At 37.9% G+C, this 15347-nt stretch carries 16 protein-coding genes and 8 tRNA genes; 1 reads left to right on the top strand and 23 read right to left on the bottom strand.

The genetic code is table 11. The features are described 5' to 3' along the window. Nucleotides 1-150 precede the first annotated feature (150 nt). The 20 genes from H9632_RS12095 to acpS all read right to left on the bottom strand — a co-directional run bounded on the left by H9632_RS12095 (nt 151) and on the right by acpS (nt 10790). Nucleotides 151-224, bottom strand: a tRNA-Gly gene (locus H9632_RS12095). Between the two features lie 19 nt (nt 225-243). Further along, nucleotides 244-320 (bottom strand) — tRNA-Arg (locus H9632_RS12090). A 16-nt stretch (nt 321-336) separates the two neighbouring features. Beyond that, nucleotides 337-422 (bottom strand) — tRNA-Leu (locus H9632_RS12085). Nucleotides 423-476: 54 nt separating this feature from the next. Further along, nucleotides 477-552, bottom strand: a tRNA-Lys gene (locus H9632_RS12080). A 4-nt stretch (nt 553-556) separates the two neighbouring features. Further along, nucleotides 557-631, bottom strand: a tRNA-Gln gene (locus tag H9632_RS12075). A 5-nt stretch (nt 632-636) separates the two neighbouring features. Further along, nucleotides 637-712, bottom strand: a tRNA-Asp gene (locus tag H9632_RS12070). Between the two features lie 29 nt (nt 713-741). Further along, a tRNA-Glu gene (locus H9632_RS12065) sits at nt 742-816 on the bottom strand. A 5-nt stretch (nt 817-821) separates the two neighbouring features. Further along, nucleotides 822-897 (bottom strand) — tRNA-Asn (locus H9632_RS12060). A 194-nt stretch (nt 898-1091) separates the two neighbouring features. Then, a complete protein-coding gene (locus H9632_RS12055; RefSeq protein ID WP_191704325.1) occupies nt 1092-1559 on the bottom strand; it encodes a SprT family protein in 468 nt (155 codons plus the stop codon). Between the two features lie 75 nt (nt 1560-1634). Continuing rightward, nucleotides 1635-3806, bottom strand: a complete 2172-nt coding sequence (locus H9632_RS12050) for a Tex family protein (RefSeq protein ID WP_191704324.1) — start codon at nt 3804-3806, stop codon at nt 1635-1637. A 121-nt stretch (nt 3807-3927) separates the two neighbouring features. Next, nucleotides 3928-4713 carry an RNA polymerase sigma factor SigB gene (gene sigB / locus H9632_RS12045; RefSeq protein ID WP_191704323.1) on the bottom strand — a complete coding sequence of 262 codons (786 nt, stop codon included), beginning with the start codon at nt 4711-4713 and terminating at the stop codon, nt 3928-3930. Beyond that, a complete protein-coding gene (rsbW, locus tag H9632_RS12040) occupies nt 4691-5161 on the bottom strand; it encodes an anti-sigma B factor RsbW (RefSeq protein ID WP_191704322.1) in 471 nt (156 codons plus the stop codon). The genes sigB and rsbW overlap by 23 nt, the downstream gene beginning before the upstream one ends. Then, the gene (locus tag H9632_RS12035) at nt 5161-5493 is read right to left on the bottom strand and encodes an STAS domain-containing protein (RefSeq protein ID WP_191704321.1); all 333 of its coding nucleotides are present in this window, start codon (nt 5491-5493) and stop codon (nt 5161-5163) included. Before H9632_RS12035 ends, rsbW begins: the two co-directional genes overlap by 1 nt. Before the next feature lie 69 nt (nt 5494-5562). Continuing rightward, a complete protein-coding gene (locus H9632_RS12030) occupies nt 5563-6555 on the bottom strand; it encodes a PP2C family protein-serine/threonine phosphatase (RefSeq protein ID WP_191704320.1) in 993 nt (330 codons plus the stop codon). A gap of 16 nt (nt 6556-6571) precedes the next feature. Next, nucleotides 6572-6970: an anti-sigma regulatory factor gene (locus tag H9632_RS12025; protein ID WP_191704319.1), complete on the bottom strand. Its 399-nt coding sequence runs from the start codon at nt 6968-6970 to the stop codon at nt 6572-6574. A gap of 293 nt (nt 6971-7263) precedes the next feature. Beyond that, nucleotides 7264-7614 carry a type II toxin-antitoxin system PemK/MazF family toxin gene (locus tag H9632_RS12020; protein WP_191701344.1) on the bottom strand — a complete coding sequence of 117 codons (351 nt, stop codon included), beginning with the start codon at nt 7612-7614 and terminating at the stop codon, nt 7264-7266. Nucleotides 7615-7618: 4 nt separating this feature from the next. Then, nucleotides 7619-7906: a transcriptional regulator gene (locus H9632_RS12015; protein ID WP_191704318.1), complete on the bottom strand. Its 288-nt coding sequence runs from the start codon at nt 7904-7906 to the stop codon at nt 7619-7621. 169 nt (nt 7907-8075) lie between these two features. Beyond that, the gene (gene alr / locus H9632_RS12010) at nt 8076-9194 is read right to left on the bottom strand and encodes an alanine racemase (RefSeq protein ID WP_191704317.1); all 1119 of its coding nucleotides are present in this window, start codon (nt 9192-9194) and stop codon (nt 8076-8078) included. Nucleotides 9195-9372: 178 nt separating this feature from the next. After that, nucleotides 9373-10371: a LolA family protein gene (locus H9632_RS12005; RefSeq protein WP_191704316.1), complete on the bottom strand. Its 999-nt coding sequence runs from the start codon at nt 10369-10371 to the stop codon at nt 9373-9375. Between the two features lie 65 nt (nt 10372-10436). Continuing rightward, nucleotides 10437-10790, bottom strand: a complete 354-nt coding sequence (gene acpS, locus H9632_RS12000) for a holo-ACP synthase (RefSeq protein ID WP_191704315.1) — start codon at nt 10788-10790, stop codon at nt 10437-10439. Between the two features lie 90 nt (nt 10791-10880). On the opposite strand from acpS, the gene H9632_RS11995 reads away from it, so the two are divergent. Next, a complete protein-coding gene (locus H9632_RS11995; RefSeq protein WP_191704314.1) occupies nt 10881-11504 on the top strand; it encodes a rhomboid family intramembrane serine protease in 624 nt (207 codons plus the stop codon). Nucleotides 11505-11553: 49 nt separating this feature from the next. On the opposite strand, the gene H9632_RS11990 is transcribed toward H9632_RS11995, so the two are convergent. From H9632_RS11990 to H9632_RS11980, 3 genes are all read right to left on the bottom strand, one after another. Next, on the bottom strand, nt 11554-13029 hold the full coding sequence (locus H9632_RS11990; protein WP_225223816.1) for a PH domain-containing protein: 1476 nt from the start codon (nt 13027-13029) through the stop codon (nt 11554-11556). Further along, complete coding sequence (locus tag H9632_RS11985) at nt 13019-13498, bottom strand: PH domain-containing protein (protein WP_191704313.1); 480 nt, start codon at nt 13496-13498, stop codon at nt 13019-13021. Before H9632_RS11985 ends, H9632_RS11990 begins: the two co-directional genes overlap by 11 nt. 214 nt (nt 13499-13712) lie before the next feature. After that, entirely contained in the window at nt 13713-15269 is a 1557-nt protein-coding gene (locus H9632_RS11980) for a DEAD/DEAH box helicase (protein WP_191704312.1), read from the bottom strand. Between the last annotated feature and the right edge of the window lie 78 nt (nt 15270-15347).

The raw sequence follows: 15347 nt of genomic DNA, 5'->3' as shown, positions 1-15347 counted from the left end.
AAAAGTTATAATCTATTGTTTGCTTCATTTAAGAAGCTTGTTTCATTAACGTTGCTTGTTCAGTTTTCAAGGTTCATCATGTTATCTTTGCGACAACTCTTATATCATATAACATCCCTTATCGGATGTCAACAGTTTTTTTAAAAAAACTGGAGCGGGTGATCGGAATCGAACCGACAACATCAGCTTGGAAGGCTGAGGTTTTACCACTAAACTACACCCGCATTTTATTATTTTATATTTTGGCGCGCCCGACAGGAGTCGAACCCATAACCTTCTGATCCGTAGTCAGACGCTCTATCCAATTGAGCTACGGGCGCAAGTTATAAAGTTACTTGGTGCGGCCGAGAGGATTTGAACCTCCACGGGGTTGCCCCCACTAGGCCCTCAACCTAGCGCGTCTGCCATTCCGCCACGACCGCTTCATTCGACTTTAATTATTATACATCACTGAAATAATTTGTCAATATGAAAACTGGTGAGCCATGAAGGACTCGAACCTTCGACCCTCTGATTAAAAGTCAGATGCTCTACCAACTGAGCTAATGGCTCCAAATGGCTGGGGAACCTGGATTCGAACCAGGGCATGACGGAATCAAAATCCGTTGCCTTACCGCTTGGCTATACCCCAATAAATGGCGGTCCCGACCGGGATCGAACCGGCGATCTCCTGCGTGACAGGCAGGCATGTTAACCGCTACACCACGGGACCATAAGTAAACTATAATATGAAAATAAAAGTGGTGACCCGTACGGGATTCGAACCCGTGTTACCGCCGTGAAAGGGCGGTGTCTTAACCACTTGACCAACGGGCCTACAATGGCTCCGAAGGCAGGACTCGAACCTGCGACCTGCCGGTTAACAGCCGGATGCTCTACCAACTGAGCTACTTCGGAATGATTACTTCATCGCGACATCATCTTGTCGACTTTTACTATTATAGATAGTGAAATAATGTTCGTCAACACTTTTTAAAAACTTTTTTTAAAAAATAAATCACTTCCTATATATAAGCAGAAAAAAATATCCTTCAGAAAAGCATATAACTGATCCTTTCCTTTATTCATTACTATTTAAACCCTTTTTCAAATTAAATTTCACTTCGCAAAAATTTAATTTTTCCTTGGCAAATACTACAAGAATACCTTTTTACATCCATCTTCTTTTTCCTTTTATAAATCTGCCCACAATTTACACAACTATACATATGTACTGCCTTTTTCTTTAATGGCTTATTTGGCTCCTCTATTGTGGAACAAAATCTTGGTGCTCCGACTTTTTTCAATAAATTTCGGAAATCGGCATCTCGATGCTTATAGCCCATACCTAAAATATGTAAATGATAGTGGCAAAGTTCATGTAAAATAATCCCCTTGAGTTCTTTTATCCCAAAATGATCATAAAGCCTTTTATTCAATTCTATATGATGACTACCTAACAAATACCGTCCACCCGTTGTTTTTAAACGGCTATTAAAATAAGCTTTATGAACAAAAGGTCGGTTAAAATATTCATTAGATAACTGTTCTACAAGCTCCTGAAGTTGTTCATCCGTCATACGCTACCTCCCCAAACATAATAAAAAGCACATATTAATTTATGCGCTTTTTATTATAATGGATATTTATTTTCTTTACACGTTTAGTTGATTTTCAGGTGAAAGCATCGTTAATGAAATACGTCCTTTACTTGCTTCTACCTTTTCTACCCATACTGTTACAATATCACCTAATGATACAACATCTAACGGATGCTTTACACGGCTCTTTTGCAGTTTAGATATGTGAACTAGCCCGTCTTGTTTAACACCAATATCAACAAACGCTCCAAAATCAACAACATTCCGAACAGTACCTTGCAATTCCATTCCTACTTGTAAATCATCCATCTGCAATACATCCGTTTTTAATAAAGGCTGCGGAAATGCATCTCGGGGATCACGGGTTGGCTTTATTAAAGTATCAATAATATCCTTCAAGGTTACTTCCCCGACATTTAATGTCTCACTTAATGTCAGTAAACTTAATTTACTTATAGCCTCTTCTGCTTTTGCCGTACCTACATCTTTTTTTGTTACTCCTGCAGCCTCTAATATTGCTTCAGCGAGTTTATAACTTTCAGGGTGAATGCCTGTTGCATCCAATGGATTTTTTGCTTCCGAAATTCGTAAAAAGCCAATTGCTTGCTCATAGGTTTTGGCACCTAAACGAGGTATCTTTTTGAGCTGAGTTCGTGAAGAAAACGGACCATTTTCACTTCGCATTACTACAATATTTTCAGCCACTGTTTTGGATAGCCCTGATACGTATTGCAATAGTGATGCAGATGCCGTATTTACATCAACACCCACTTGGTTTACTGCGGTTTCAACGATAAACGTCAATGATTCAGCCAGCTGTTTCTGAGATACATCATGCTGGTACTGACCTACACCGACAGCTTTCGGGTCAATTTTCACCAACTCGGATAGTGGATCTTGTAAACGGCGTGCGATTGATACGGCACTACGTTGCTCTACTTGTAGGTTCGGAAATTCCGCACGTGCTACTTCCGATGCCGAGTACACCGATGCCCCTGCTTCATTTACAATAACGTAGGCAATATTCCCATCTGTTTCTTTCAGTAATTCCGCAATAAATTGTTCTGTTTCACGGGAGGCTGTACCGTTTCCTATAGCAATAATACTAATTGGGTACTTTTTCAGTAACGATTTAACAGTCTCTTTTGCTTTTGATGGATCCGATGTTGTATGTGGATAGATAACCCCAACTTCAATCATTTTTCCTGTCTCATCAACTACCGCCAGTTTACAACCAGTACGGTAAGCTGGGTCTACACCTAACACAACTTTCCCGCGCATTGGAGGCTGTAGTAATAGATTTCTCAAATTCTCAGAAAAGATGTGAATTGCCTGTGCCTCAGCCTTTGCCGTAAGTTCAGCACGCAATTCGTTCTCAATGGATGGTTTAATTAAACGTTTATAGCTATCAGCAACCGCTAATTTAACCTCATTAACAGAATGTCCTATAAAATTTCTAGGAATAAAGTGATTTTCCATTTGTGTAGTCGCTTTTTCTCCAGGCACTTCAATTGAAACTCTTAGTACTTCCTCTTTCTCACCACGATTCACCGCCAAAGTACGGTGCGGGGCCATTCGATGGATAGGCTCCTCATATTCATAGTACATTTCATATACTTGCTTTTCATCCTTGTCCGCATTTTTCAGCACGGTCATGAGCTTTCCCTCTCGCCAAGAAAGGGTACGTAGTTTTTCTCGAACTGCAGCATCGTCCGCAAAGCGCTCAGCTAAAATGTCGCGCGCACCTGCCAATGCGTCTTCAACCGTTGTTACACCTTGTTCTTCGTTTAAAAACGGGTTCGCCAACTGTTCTAAAGATTGCTTACTAAATTTTAATATTTGTTCTGCCAACGGTTCTAAACCACGTTCTTTAGCAATTGTCGCTTTTGTACGTCTCTTTTGCTTATATGGACGGTATAAATCCTCCAGTCGCTGTAAAACCGTTGCTGCATGAATTGATGTTTGCAACTCCTCGGTTAACTTTCCTTGTTCATCAATCAAGCGTAATACTTCTTCTTTGCGTGTCTCGAGTTGTTGTATGTAATGGTAGCGGTCTTCTACTGCCTTAATTTGAACTTCATCCAAGGAACCTGTAACTTCTTTTCGGTAGCGTGCTATAAAGGGTACTGTATTGCCCTCTTCCAATAATCGGATAACTGCTTGCGCTTGTTTCGATTCTACATTCGCATCTTTGGCGATTATCTGTAACATTTTTTGTTGTTCCATTATGCCACTCCTTTAAATTTTAAGCTTTCTATAGTGTATCACTTATGGATAATTATTTTCCCAAATAGCGACAGCTTTCCACAAAAAAAAGAGCCTACTTATCTAGTAGACTCCAATTTCTTTATAATGATACGCCACCACTTGCTGCAATGGCATCCTGTAATTTTTTTACGGCTTTTCGCTGAATTCGTGATACATGCATTTGTGAAATACCGAGTCTTTCTCCAGCTTCCTTTTGACTTAATTGTTCTAAATAGGTTAACTGGATAATTTGACGTTCACGTTCATTTAATACATTCATCGCATCCGCTACAAGCATTCGGCGGTTTGTCACTTCATAGCCGACATCTTCTCTTCCGACAACATCAAATAATGTTACTGTACTTCCGTCAGAATCTGATTCAATCGAGTGATCCATCGATAACGCTTGATAGCTTCGTCCCATCTCCATCGCTTCTAAAACTTCTTCATCCTGAACCTCTAAATAATCAGCAATTTCAGTAATAGAAGGAGAACGTTGTAACGAAGTAGTTAATGCTTCCACTGCTGCTTTAATTCTTGGTCCTAATTCTTTTATACGTCTAGGAACATGCACGTCCCATGTTTTATCACGTAAAAAGCGCTTTATTTCTCCAACAATCGTTGGGACTGCAAACGCCTCAAAACTCCGGCCAAAAGAAGGGTCAAATCGTCGGATTGCACCTAACAAGCCAAGCATTCCGACTTGTACAATATCATCATAATAAGATTTACCATGAGAGTATTTGCGAGCAATCGACTCTACTAGTTGTTGGTAATGAAGCACAAGATTCGTTTGTGCTTCTTCACTGCCATTGTCTTGATATTCGGCAATCCAATTTAGTACTTCTTCTTTTGATGAATTTTTAGGTAGTGATTCTTTCGACATTCCCTTTCACCTGCTCTCTCGAGACATACTTCGTCATGAAAACAGTGACGCCACCTTCGTTAGTTAATTTCACTTCGTCCATTAAAGTTTCCATTAAGAAAATTCCTAATCCCCCTTCACGTAAAAGGGCTACGTTTTCATCTTCATGATATGGACCAATTTTCGACTTAACTTCTTCAAAATTAAAACTTACACCATAATCTGCTACCATTATTTCGATTTTGTCTTCGAATAATGCACACCCAATAACAACTTCACCATCTTCATTGGCTTTATATGCATGGTGGACTACATTTGTTACTGCTTCACTTGTGGCTATTTTTAAATCTTCAATTTCATCATAAGTAAATCCAACTCGCATCGCTAATCCTGAAATTGTCAAACGGATTACACTTACATATTGCGACTTGGCAGGTACTCGAATTTCAATATAGTCAAATGCCTTCATTATTTCAACTCCAATTCCTCGTCGGTCTCAATACTCATCAGTTCACTTAATCCTGTAATTTCAAACAATCTAACTAAACGATTTGATAAGCCCACTAATTTAAGTGATGCATTTTCCCTTGTCACCTTTTTATAAAACGCAACAAAAATTCCCAAACCTGTACTATCCATATAATTTACTTTTGATAAGTCCAACTCAATTACACGACCTTCAACAATTTGAACCGTTTCCAATTCTTCGCGCAAAACCGGAGCTGTATAAGTATCAATTTCTCCCTCGATATAGCCTCGCAAAATATTACCATCTTCTCTAAATTGAACATTTACATTCATTATTAGACACCTCCATCTATAAACCTAATTATAATACCCCTAATCACGGGTGATTAAACATAAATTTATTTATTTTTTAAAGATGACGACCGTAAAATCGTCTTCCAAATCAAAATCCGGTAATTTTTTTAAGTATGCATACATTTTTTCGCACATTTCCTGAGCCGGTAAATGACGACAACTCAATGCTATGTTTTTAATTACATCCCGCGGATCCAGTTCCCCCTGCTTACGGAAATCTGTCGCGCCATCTGTAATCATCACGATAAAATCGTTATCCTGTAGCTGAATCTCGTATTGTGGATATTTAACTTCGGGCATGACACCTAAAAGTAATCCTTTTGATTCCAAATCGAAAAAAGTTTCTTTACCGGAATTATAATATAAAGCGGGCTCATGACCAGCTGAACCATATGTAAATTTACCATTTTCGACATTGTATGTCCCATAAAACATCGAGACGAACATACTATCATCCACACTTTTTTCAATAATACGATTTAACACTTCCAAAATATGCGAAGGCGCATTGGTAGAACACTCAAGTGTATCAAGTCCATACTTGACCATAGACATACAAAGCGCTGCTGGAACACCTTTCCCTACAACATCTGTTACCGCTACACTTACATGTGATTTATCACCCAAAAAATGGACATAATCGCCATTCATTTTTCGAATCGGTATTGATACCATCCCAATATCAATATCTTTAAGTTGGGGAATTTTCGTTCTCAATATCATATTTTGTATTTTGGTAGCGACATTCATCTCCATACGTAGCTCTTCTTGCTGTTCCAATAAACTTTGATGCTCTTTTAAGGTTAAACCAAAATGAACCATAATCTCAATTAAAAAATCATAGCTATGTGAAATATATTCGGGTAAGTCAGGATAGAGTTGCTCCATTGCATACTTGTGGATATTTATCACTTCTTCTGGAGCTACTTTTTTCTGTATTAACTGGCGAATAAAGTTTTGGCCAATATATAAATTCCTTTCCGTTTGATTCGATAAAAAATCTGATACTATTTTCTGATATTGCATTTGTAGCTCTTTCAAATTTTATCACATCCTACTAGACCCATTTTTCAATAATTATAATGGTTCCTTTTTCAATAGAAGATTGAATATCCATAGTATCCATTAATCTTTTAACGCCTGGTAAACCTGCACCAAGCCCTCCGGAAGTGGAATAACCATCTTCCATTACTTTTTTTATATTATTTATCCCTGGTCCTTTATCTGCCGCTGTAATACGAATACCAACTCTCCCGCCCTCGCTTATACGTTCTATCGCTACTTCCCCTGCTCGAGCATACAAATAAATATTTCTAGCAAGTTCACTAATTGCAGTCGTAATTCGAGCTTGATCTACCGCGCCAAAGCCAATTTCTTTCGCTTCGTTACGTCCAAGTTGGCGTGCAGCTACAATATCCCATTCTGTTATAATCTCTACGGTAGATTTCGTATTCATCATAGTGCCTCCAATTTCCTACGTTTTAATTCTACGGAGTTAATACACAGTATCAATTTTCGGAATTATTAATCTTTTTTATTATAGCATACGGTATCTTTATAGTTTAAATTTGATTCCAAAAATTATTTTTAAATTAGAAGTTTATCTATGTAAACATAAACACTAGATGTTTTCTATTTTAAACTATTTGTTATATTTTTACATGATTACAGATTACTATTTATAAAAAATATTATACTGTATATAATAAAAAGCATCGAAACGAAAAGTTTCGATGCTTTTTTTATGTATTAAAATTTTACGAGTCCTAAACTAATATTAAGTGCAATATCAACTTCTTGCATTAGTTTTGTGTCAAGCTGAGTTATCCGATCTGTTAATCGCGATTTATCAATTGTACGCAATTGCTCAAGCAAAATTACCGAATCGCGTTCAAAACCATACTTCTTCGCATCGATTTCAACATGTGTTGGTAATTTTGCCTTTTGAATTTGCGCAGTTATTGCAGCTATTATGACAGTTGGACTGAAACGATTTCCAATATCATTTTGTATAATAAGCACGGGTCTAGTCCCGCCTTGTTCTGAACCTACCACTGGTGATAGGTCAGCAAAAAAAACGTCTCCACGTTTTACAATCAACTTGTCATCCCCCGCTAACGAGACGCTCCACCATATGTTCCGCTTCATACTCTGCATGCAAGCACTCACTGCAAATTGTCAGATTAATTTGCGACATTTCCACATAGCCCTTTATTAAAGCTTCCCGTATTTGATTTGGTTGCATATGCTTTGTATTTTTTTGAGTCGCCAAATACGCCATCATATAACCACTCTCAGTATTGCGTCCAAACGTTCTTTCAAATTGAGTAACTAGCTCATTAGGTATGTCAATTACCACTTCTTCTACTTCTACTAATTCCTTCGCGTACAAAACAAGCACCTCCACCGAACATCCCATTTCCCATTAATTCTATCATTGATTACCTACAATGAAAAGACAGGAAAATAAAAAAACTGACAATTCTCGCTATAAAGGGAATAAATGTGAACATATTTATTTTGTTTTTTTGGAATTTTTACAGTAAAATTACATCGAATTTTTATTTGTATACCCTAGGAACTCTAGCCGTAATTACGCATGGTACTTCGTAATTAATCGTTTGGAGTTTAGCTGCCCAATCATCCATTGTGATTTGTTTTTGCTGTTGGCGACCAATCAATACAACTTCTTCTCCTACATTATATGCTGTTGGCAGTAAAATCATACTTTGATCCATACAAATTCTACCGACAATTTTCGCCTTTTTTCCTCCAATAAGCACTTCTTGACCTTCCAACTTCCTGAGCATACCATCCGCATAACCAATCGGAATCGTACCAATGTAGCAATCTTCCTCTACCGTATATGTCGCTCCATAGCCGACTGATTGACCCGCATGCATTTTTTTTATATGTATGAGTTCTGTATGTAGTGAAAATGCAGGTTTAATTGGAAACGGTAATTTAGAACCAACAAAAGGCGAAGGCGATAATCCATACATTGAAATACCAAACCGAACTGCATCATACTGTAAAGACGGATCTTTTACTAAAGCGGTAGCAGTATTGGCCACATGGACTAGTCTCGGTCTTTTCGGCAATACACTCAAAAAGTCCTTAAATAGGGTTACTTGATTGTCAAAGTACAATGGATCTTCTTCATCTGCAGTTGCAAAATGAGTAAAAATGCCATCCAGAATAAAATCATTTGGTATAACAATAGCTTCGTACAATTCCATTAATTCTTCTTTGGTCGAGACGCCAATACGACCCATACCCGAATCAACTTTAATGTGAAGCTTTAAGGGATTGGCCAAAGGTGTATATTGTTGCGCACTTTCTAGCCAACTTGCCGAAAATACTGTAAGGATAATATTTTCCTGTGAAGCAAAAGGAATAAAATTAGGTGGTGTAGCTCCTAACACTAAAATATCAATATCTTTAAAGTTTTCCCGCATATGTACAGCTTCATCAGGTGTTGCGACAGCCAGCATCGTTGCTCCTGCTTGGATTGCTGTTCTTGCCACTTCTACATCTCCATGCCCATATGCATTCGCTTTAACTACTGCAATAATTTGAATGGCATTTCCAATATATTGGCGTAATGAAATGAGATTATGTTCGATAGCTTGTAAATCAATAATTGCTTTTGTAGGTCGGTAATTTATTGGATTTTCCATTTTGACTATACCCTCTTTTTAATAAGTATAAACACCTTTAAATATTAAGAAAATTATTGCACATATTTCCCTTCGAATAAAGCGCAAATTAATATAAAAAAGACAACATCTTGCACAAACTTGTGCAAGATGTTGTCTTTCTGAGTCAGCACGAAGCCATATTCGCAATAACGGTAAATTATTTCATACTACTTTGCTGCACACTTGCTGCGACTTCCAATAATTCCTCTTTAGATAATTTTGTAGATGCGATAAAGAATGTCATGCCATCTTTATCCCATTGAATAGAGTGATCTGTAATTGCGCCAATTGTATAGCCTAAATCAGCTGGATCGCCAGGTGAGAATACAGGCAACACCATGTTGTCATATTGAATTGGCTGTTGCATTAATGTAAATGGTTTTTCACCTTCAAATGTTAAAATAACACGGGAATTCCCATCTTCTTTAACCTCATACTCCTCTGTTAACTTAGTATGTGCCCAGTCAATTGTTGGATAGTATACACTGAAATCTGTATTTACAACATCAGCTGATGCTGCTTTTTTCTCTTCTTTTTCAGAGAACTTTTCTACTTCATAATCCTTTGCGGTATGTTGCACACCTAACTTAATTTCTCCAAATGTAATAACAACCTGCTCTTGTAATGACTCATCTAACACACTAACCTTTGTCGGAAGCATTGTTTTCTTATCGACCATAATTTGCTGGATAGGTAAAGCAGTCTGATCTACATTCCGTGTTGCCAGTTCAAATGTATAGCTTGCATCATCTTCTGTCATAACAGCTTTAGAATCAGCCATTAAATCATCTGCCAGCGTTCCAATAATATAGGCTTGACTATTTTGTTTCGGCCATTCACTTTGGAATTTATGCGTTTTCCTAAGAGCTGGCGTTACAACAAATACCCCTTCTTCATTACGCACAATTAATTGCTGTTCCGTTTCTCCTTGCGGGTTAACTGCTACTCGATAAAAATCCGGTTTTGTATGCCAAACTTTTACATCATATATTCTCGGCTCTGCGCCTGTCCGAACTTCCATCGATGCACTTAATTCATACCCCTTCGTCTCATTCCATTTCTTGTTGACATCCTCAATCACTTCATCCTTTGTAGCTTTTCCACACGCCGCCAAAAAGAGACAACAAACGACAACTACTAGCAGTCGGAGTTTCAAAGATTCACCCTTTCGATTATCTTTTTCGATAAATTACTATATGAGCCAAGGTGTGCATGTATGTATTATTGCATTAAGATTACTTGGGCAGCTGCTGTTGTTTGTGTATGCGTGATGGAAATAAAGCCATTTACCAGTTCACCATCGAAATATAAGACAGGTTTCCCTTGTCCATCTTTTAAAATTTCTATCTGATGAAGTTCACAGCCTTTACCAATTCCAGTACCATTAGCTTTCGAATATGCCTCTTTTGCAGCGAAACGTCCGGCCAAAAATTCCACTTTCCGAGCTGGTGATAATTCATCGAAAATCGTTAATTCCCTTTTTGTTAAAATACGTTGTGCAAATTTTGCAGAACGCGCCAACATTTTTTCAATTCGATCCAATTCTACTAAATCTAAACCAATCCCTTTAATCAATTAGTAGCTCTTCCTTTCTTTTAAACATTAGTCCAATGTATAATGAATTAAAATTTGTTTTTTTTTATATCGACTTAATCGAGGTGGAGAATGTTTATTCGCAGAGAAAATTTCAAACAATACATTACGTTATATCCAGTTGTCTCGTCAATCATTGCGATTAATTTAATCGTTTACATATTGACTTTGGTTCCTGGATTGGGAAATCAATTACTCTATGCAGGCATGAGTGTGAATGGTCTGATTGCCGCTGGTGAATGGTGGCGTATTATTACTTCAATGTTTTTACATGCCGGCTTCATGCACGTTCTTTTCAATATGTTCTCTCTGTTTTTATTTGGTCCAGAGCTAGAAAAGATTGCTGGTAAGATACGATTTTTAACAATTTATTTTTTAGCCGGTATTTTTGGCGTCGCTGCTACGTTTGTAACACAGGATGCCTATTATGCCAGTGTAGGCGCAAGTGGTGCTATTTATGGAATATTCGGTGCATTTGGGGCACTCATTTACTACACTAGACATTTATTCCCTCAATTAAAACAAGTCATGTTGCCATTAATCGTCATTAGTCTTATTATGACCTTCTTAACGCCTAATATTAATATCGCTGCTCATTTAGGTGGTCTAATTACCGGCTTTATTTTGGGGTTTGTTTATTTCAATCCCAAAAACATGGTTCGTTGGCGCAACAACTCTATAAAACGCGTAAAATAAAAATAGGATGTGTGAAAAAGGAATTACTTTTGCACACATCCTATTCTTTTTAATATTCATACCAAGTTAATATCTTTTCAACTTCTTCTTGATCTATATTTCGTACAGTTGCCGAAGCTCCTGTCATCCCGGACATAACAACTATTTTCGCGGAGCCAATTTTACGACGTTTTTGGAAATAGGTTTGACTCCCCTGTGTTACCTGCACACGTTTTTTTAATGCGAAAAATGTTACACGGCTAAAGATGCGAGAGACAATCGTAATTTGCTGACCTTCCAGTGTATAGCCAGTTGTTTTAAATTGCCATATTCCCAATAAAATTATTGGTAACACCAATAGTAAGGACAGTAATCCATATGGATAGAAAAAATAAGAAATCGCAGCGATCAATGGTACGAGCCAAATAAAATCTATCCGATAGAAGAAGGGTAACGCTTTTTTAGGGGGCTGAATTACTTTCGCAAGCTGAAAATCATATTCAGGAAACAATTCTGCCAATGGCTTTAACGCTTCTTTTTTTGCAATTAACGGAAATAATATAATTTTTTTATCCGCTTCCCCACTGAATCCTCCACCAGCACTTTCCACAGCAATTGACGCTAAGCCTAGCATTTGCTGGAATGGATTTTCCACAAGTTTAATTGCCTGTACACGATTTATTGGAATCGTTACGCGTTTTTTTTCAATTAACCCACGAGTAATAATTAAACGGTTCTGCTGTTTACTCACTGTGAAGCTATAATAATTTAAAAATGTAATCCCAACTGATATTACCCACGCTACCATGAGGGCAAGAGCAATCAATATCATTGCCGCGATAAAGCTGTATTCCATTAAAAATGCCACTTCATCATAAATCGCATCAAATGGAATAAATTCCGCAAATTGCGATAAGACAGCAAATACCCCAGCCAATACAACACCGATCCCACTAGAAGTAGATGCCAACAATAACAGTTCAGGTACCTTCATTTTATGCAAAATAGTTGAAGGAGACTCTTCCTCTTCGACTACTTCCATTAGTTCACTTTCAATTGGTGTCTTTTGCTTTGCTTTTTTCATTTGAATTTCTACATCGTCCGCTGCCGCTCTCGTAACAGCAGTCAACTCAGCTTCAGGCTTACCACTTTTGCTCCCTGCCGTTTCCACTTGCACCTGCACGAGCTTAAAGAGACGATGAAAAATTCCTTCTTTGTAATTTAAATTTTGAATGCGATCGAATGGAATATAACGCTTCTTCTTTACAAATAATCCGTATTCAACCCGAAGTTCACTATCTTCATACCAGTATACAAAGGTCCACCACTTAATTAACCCATTCACCATCGTACCAAAGACGACAATCACTAAAATAAAAAGTGGAATCATTTCACTGAAAAACGTTTCACTGCGAAAATCCAAATTAAAGTTAAAACCGTTTGCAACTATAATAATAACAATCGGAATAAATAGGTCTTTTAATGCTTTTACTACGTTAATAACAGCTGTAACGGGGTGAAGTTTATATTTTTCATTAGACATCATCTTCCGCCACCCTTGCAAGTTCAGAAATTTTTGTCCGTAGTAAGTCGGCTTCCTCCACTTTTAACATTGGTATTGTATGTACAGTTGCCGCTGAAGAAATTGAAATATTGGCTAACGTATATTTTTTTAAGATTGGACCTTGTTCAGTATCTACATGCTGAACACGCACCATTGGTATTAATGTTCGTTTTACAACAAATAACCCACTTTGAATCTCAATTTCCTGCTCTCGCACTTCATAGCGCCAGATTCTCCAACGTATACTCGGAAAGACAGCGACGGAAAAAATGATGGATAAAACTACAAGTGCAATAGCGATCCACATAATCCACTGCGGCCAATCAAATGTCACAACTAGAAATATAACTCCCGCGACGAGAAGAGCAATGAATATAGTTTGAATTAGACCATATAATCGCCAAACAGTTTGTGCTTTTTTCGGTAATTGGTATCTCGGTTGTTCTCTCACAAGCTTTACACCTCTTTCTTTCTATTATGCTATACGGTTCAACCTCTTAATTGTTTCATTGTTCCCATATAAATGGTGTTAAAAATTTTCCATTACCTTATATAGTATAGATAAATGGCACTTTTGTTAAATAATTTATGAAAAGTTTATATATATCCTACGTTTTATGTAAAAAAACACACCAACGATAATTCGTTGATGTGTTTGGATGTTATTAGTCTTCGCGACGTGGACGTGGACGACGATCACGAGATCCTTCGCGACGAGCGCCACCTTCACGGCGACCTCCTTCACGACTTCCACCGCTAGCAGTACGACTTCCGCCACCGCCACCTTCACGACGGCGATCTCCTCCGCGACGGTCTCCACCACCACTGCGGTTACCGCCACCACGGTTACGGTCATTACCACCACGGCCACGGCCACCGCCGCCACCTGAACGTTCACGACGCATTGGTAATGGACGTTCTTCGGATAATGATACCGGTGTAGCATCCGGCTCTTTTGTAATTGATTTTAATGCAGCTGCCACTAAATCTAATGCTTCGTTATTTTCTAATAACTTCGCAGCTAATTCACGGTAGTTACCTAAATCATTATTTGCCAACTCTACTAATGTTTTCATCGCATCTTCTTGTAAACCAACTAAAGCTTCTGCTGAGCTTGGTGGGTTTAAAGGTGTCATACGTTTTTTAGTAGTTTCTTCAACAATACGTAAGTAACCCATTTCACGTGGAGTTACAAAAGTAATTGCAGTACCCGATTTACCAGCACGGCCTGTACGACCGATTCGGTGAACGTAAGATTCTGGATCTTGTGGAATATCAAAGTTGTAAACATGTGTTACACCTGAAATATCTAAACCACGAGCAGCTACGTCGGTTGCGATTAAAATATCGATTTTACCTTCTTTAAACTGACGTAATACAGAAATACGTTTCGCTTGAGATAAATCACCGTGGATACCTTCTGCTATGAAACCACGTAAACCTAAAGCTTGGCTTAACTCATCAACACGGCGTTTTGTACGACCGAAAATGATTGCTAATTCTGGTTTTTGAGAGTCCAATAAACGAGATAACGCATCGAATTTTTCACGCTCTGTTGCTTTTACGAAAAATTGTTCAATGTTTTCCATTGTTAATTCTTTCGCTTTAATTTTTACGATTTCAGGATTTTTCATAAATGTCTCTGCAATTTTACGGATTGCTGGAGGCATTGTCGCTGAGAATAGTAATGTTTGGCGAGTCGATGGTACGTTTTCTAAAATCGCATTAATATCATCGATGAAGCCCATGTTTAACATTTCGTCTGCTTCGTCTAAAACTAAAGTTTGAACTTCGTCTAAGCGTAATGTACGACGGTTAATATGGTCTTGAATACGACCTGGTGTACCTACAATAATTTGAGGATTATTTTTTAGTGCACGGATTTGACGGCCGATTTCTTGACCACCGTAAACTGATAATAATTTTATACGTTTGTCATATCCTAATTTATAAAGTTCTTCTGATACTTGGATTGCTAATTCACGAGTTGGAGCAATTACCAAAGCTTGAACATTTGGATTTTTTGGATCGATTTTCTCGATTAATGGAATACCAAATGCAGCTGTTTTACCAGTACCTGTCTGCGCTTGACCTAATACGTCACGGCCAGCCATTGCAAACGTTATTGTTCCTTCTTGGATTGGTGTTGCTTCTTCAAATCCCATACGCTTAATTGAGCGTAATGTCGATTCACTAATGTTTAATTCTGAAAAATTTGTCAAACTCTTCAATCTCCTTTGTCCTATATAAGTTGACAAATGGTTACATTTTCAGATGAAATGGCGGCAAATTTCGAGCCA

Origin of the sequence: Solibacillus merdavium, assembly GCF_014836935.1 — a bacterium.
Lineage (GTDB): Bacteria > Bacillota > Bacilli > Bacillales_A > Planococcaceae > Solibacillus > Solibacillus ferritrahens.
Note: the sequence above shows the minus strand (reverse complement) of the source record. Positions and strands in the feature narration are given on the sequence as shown.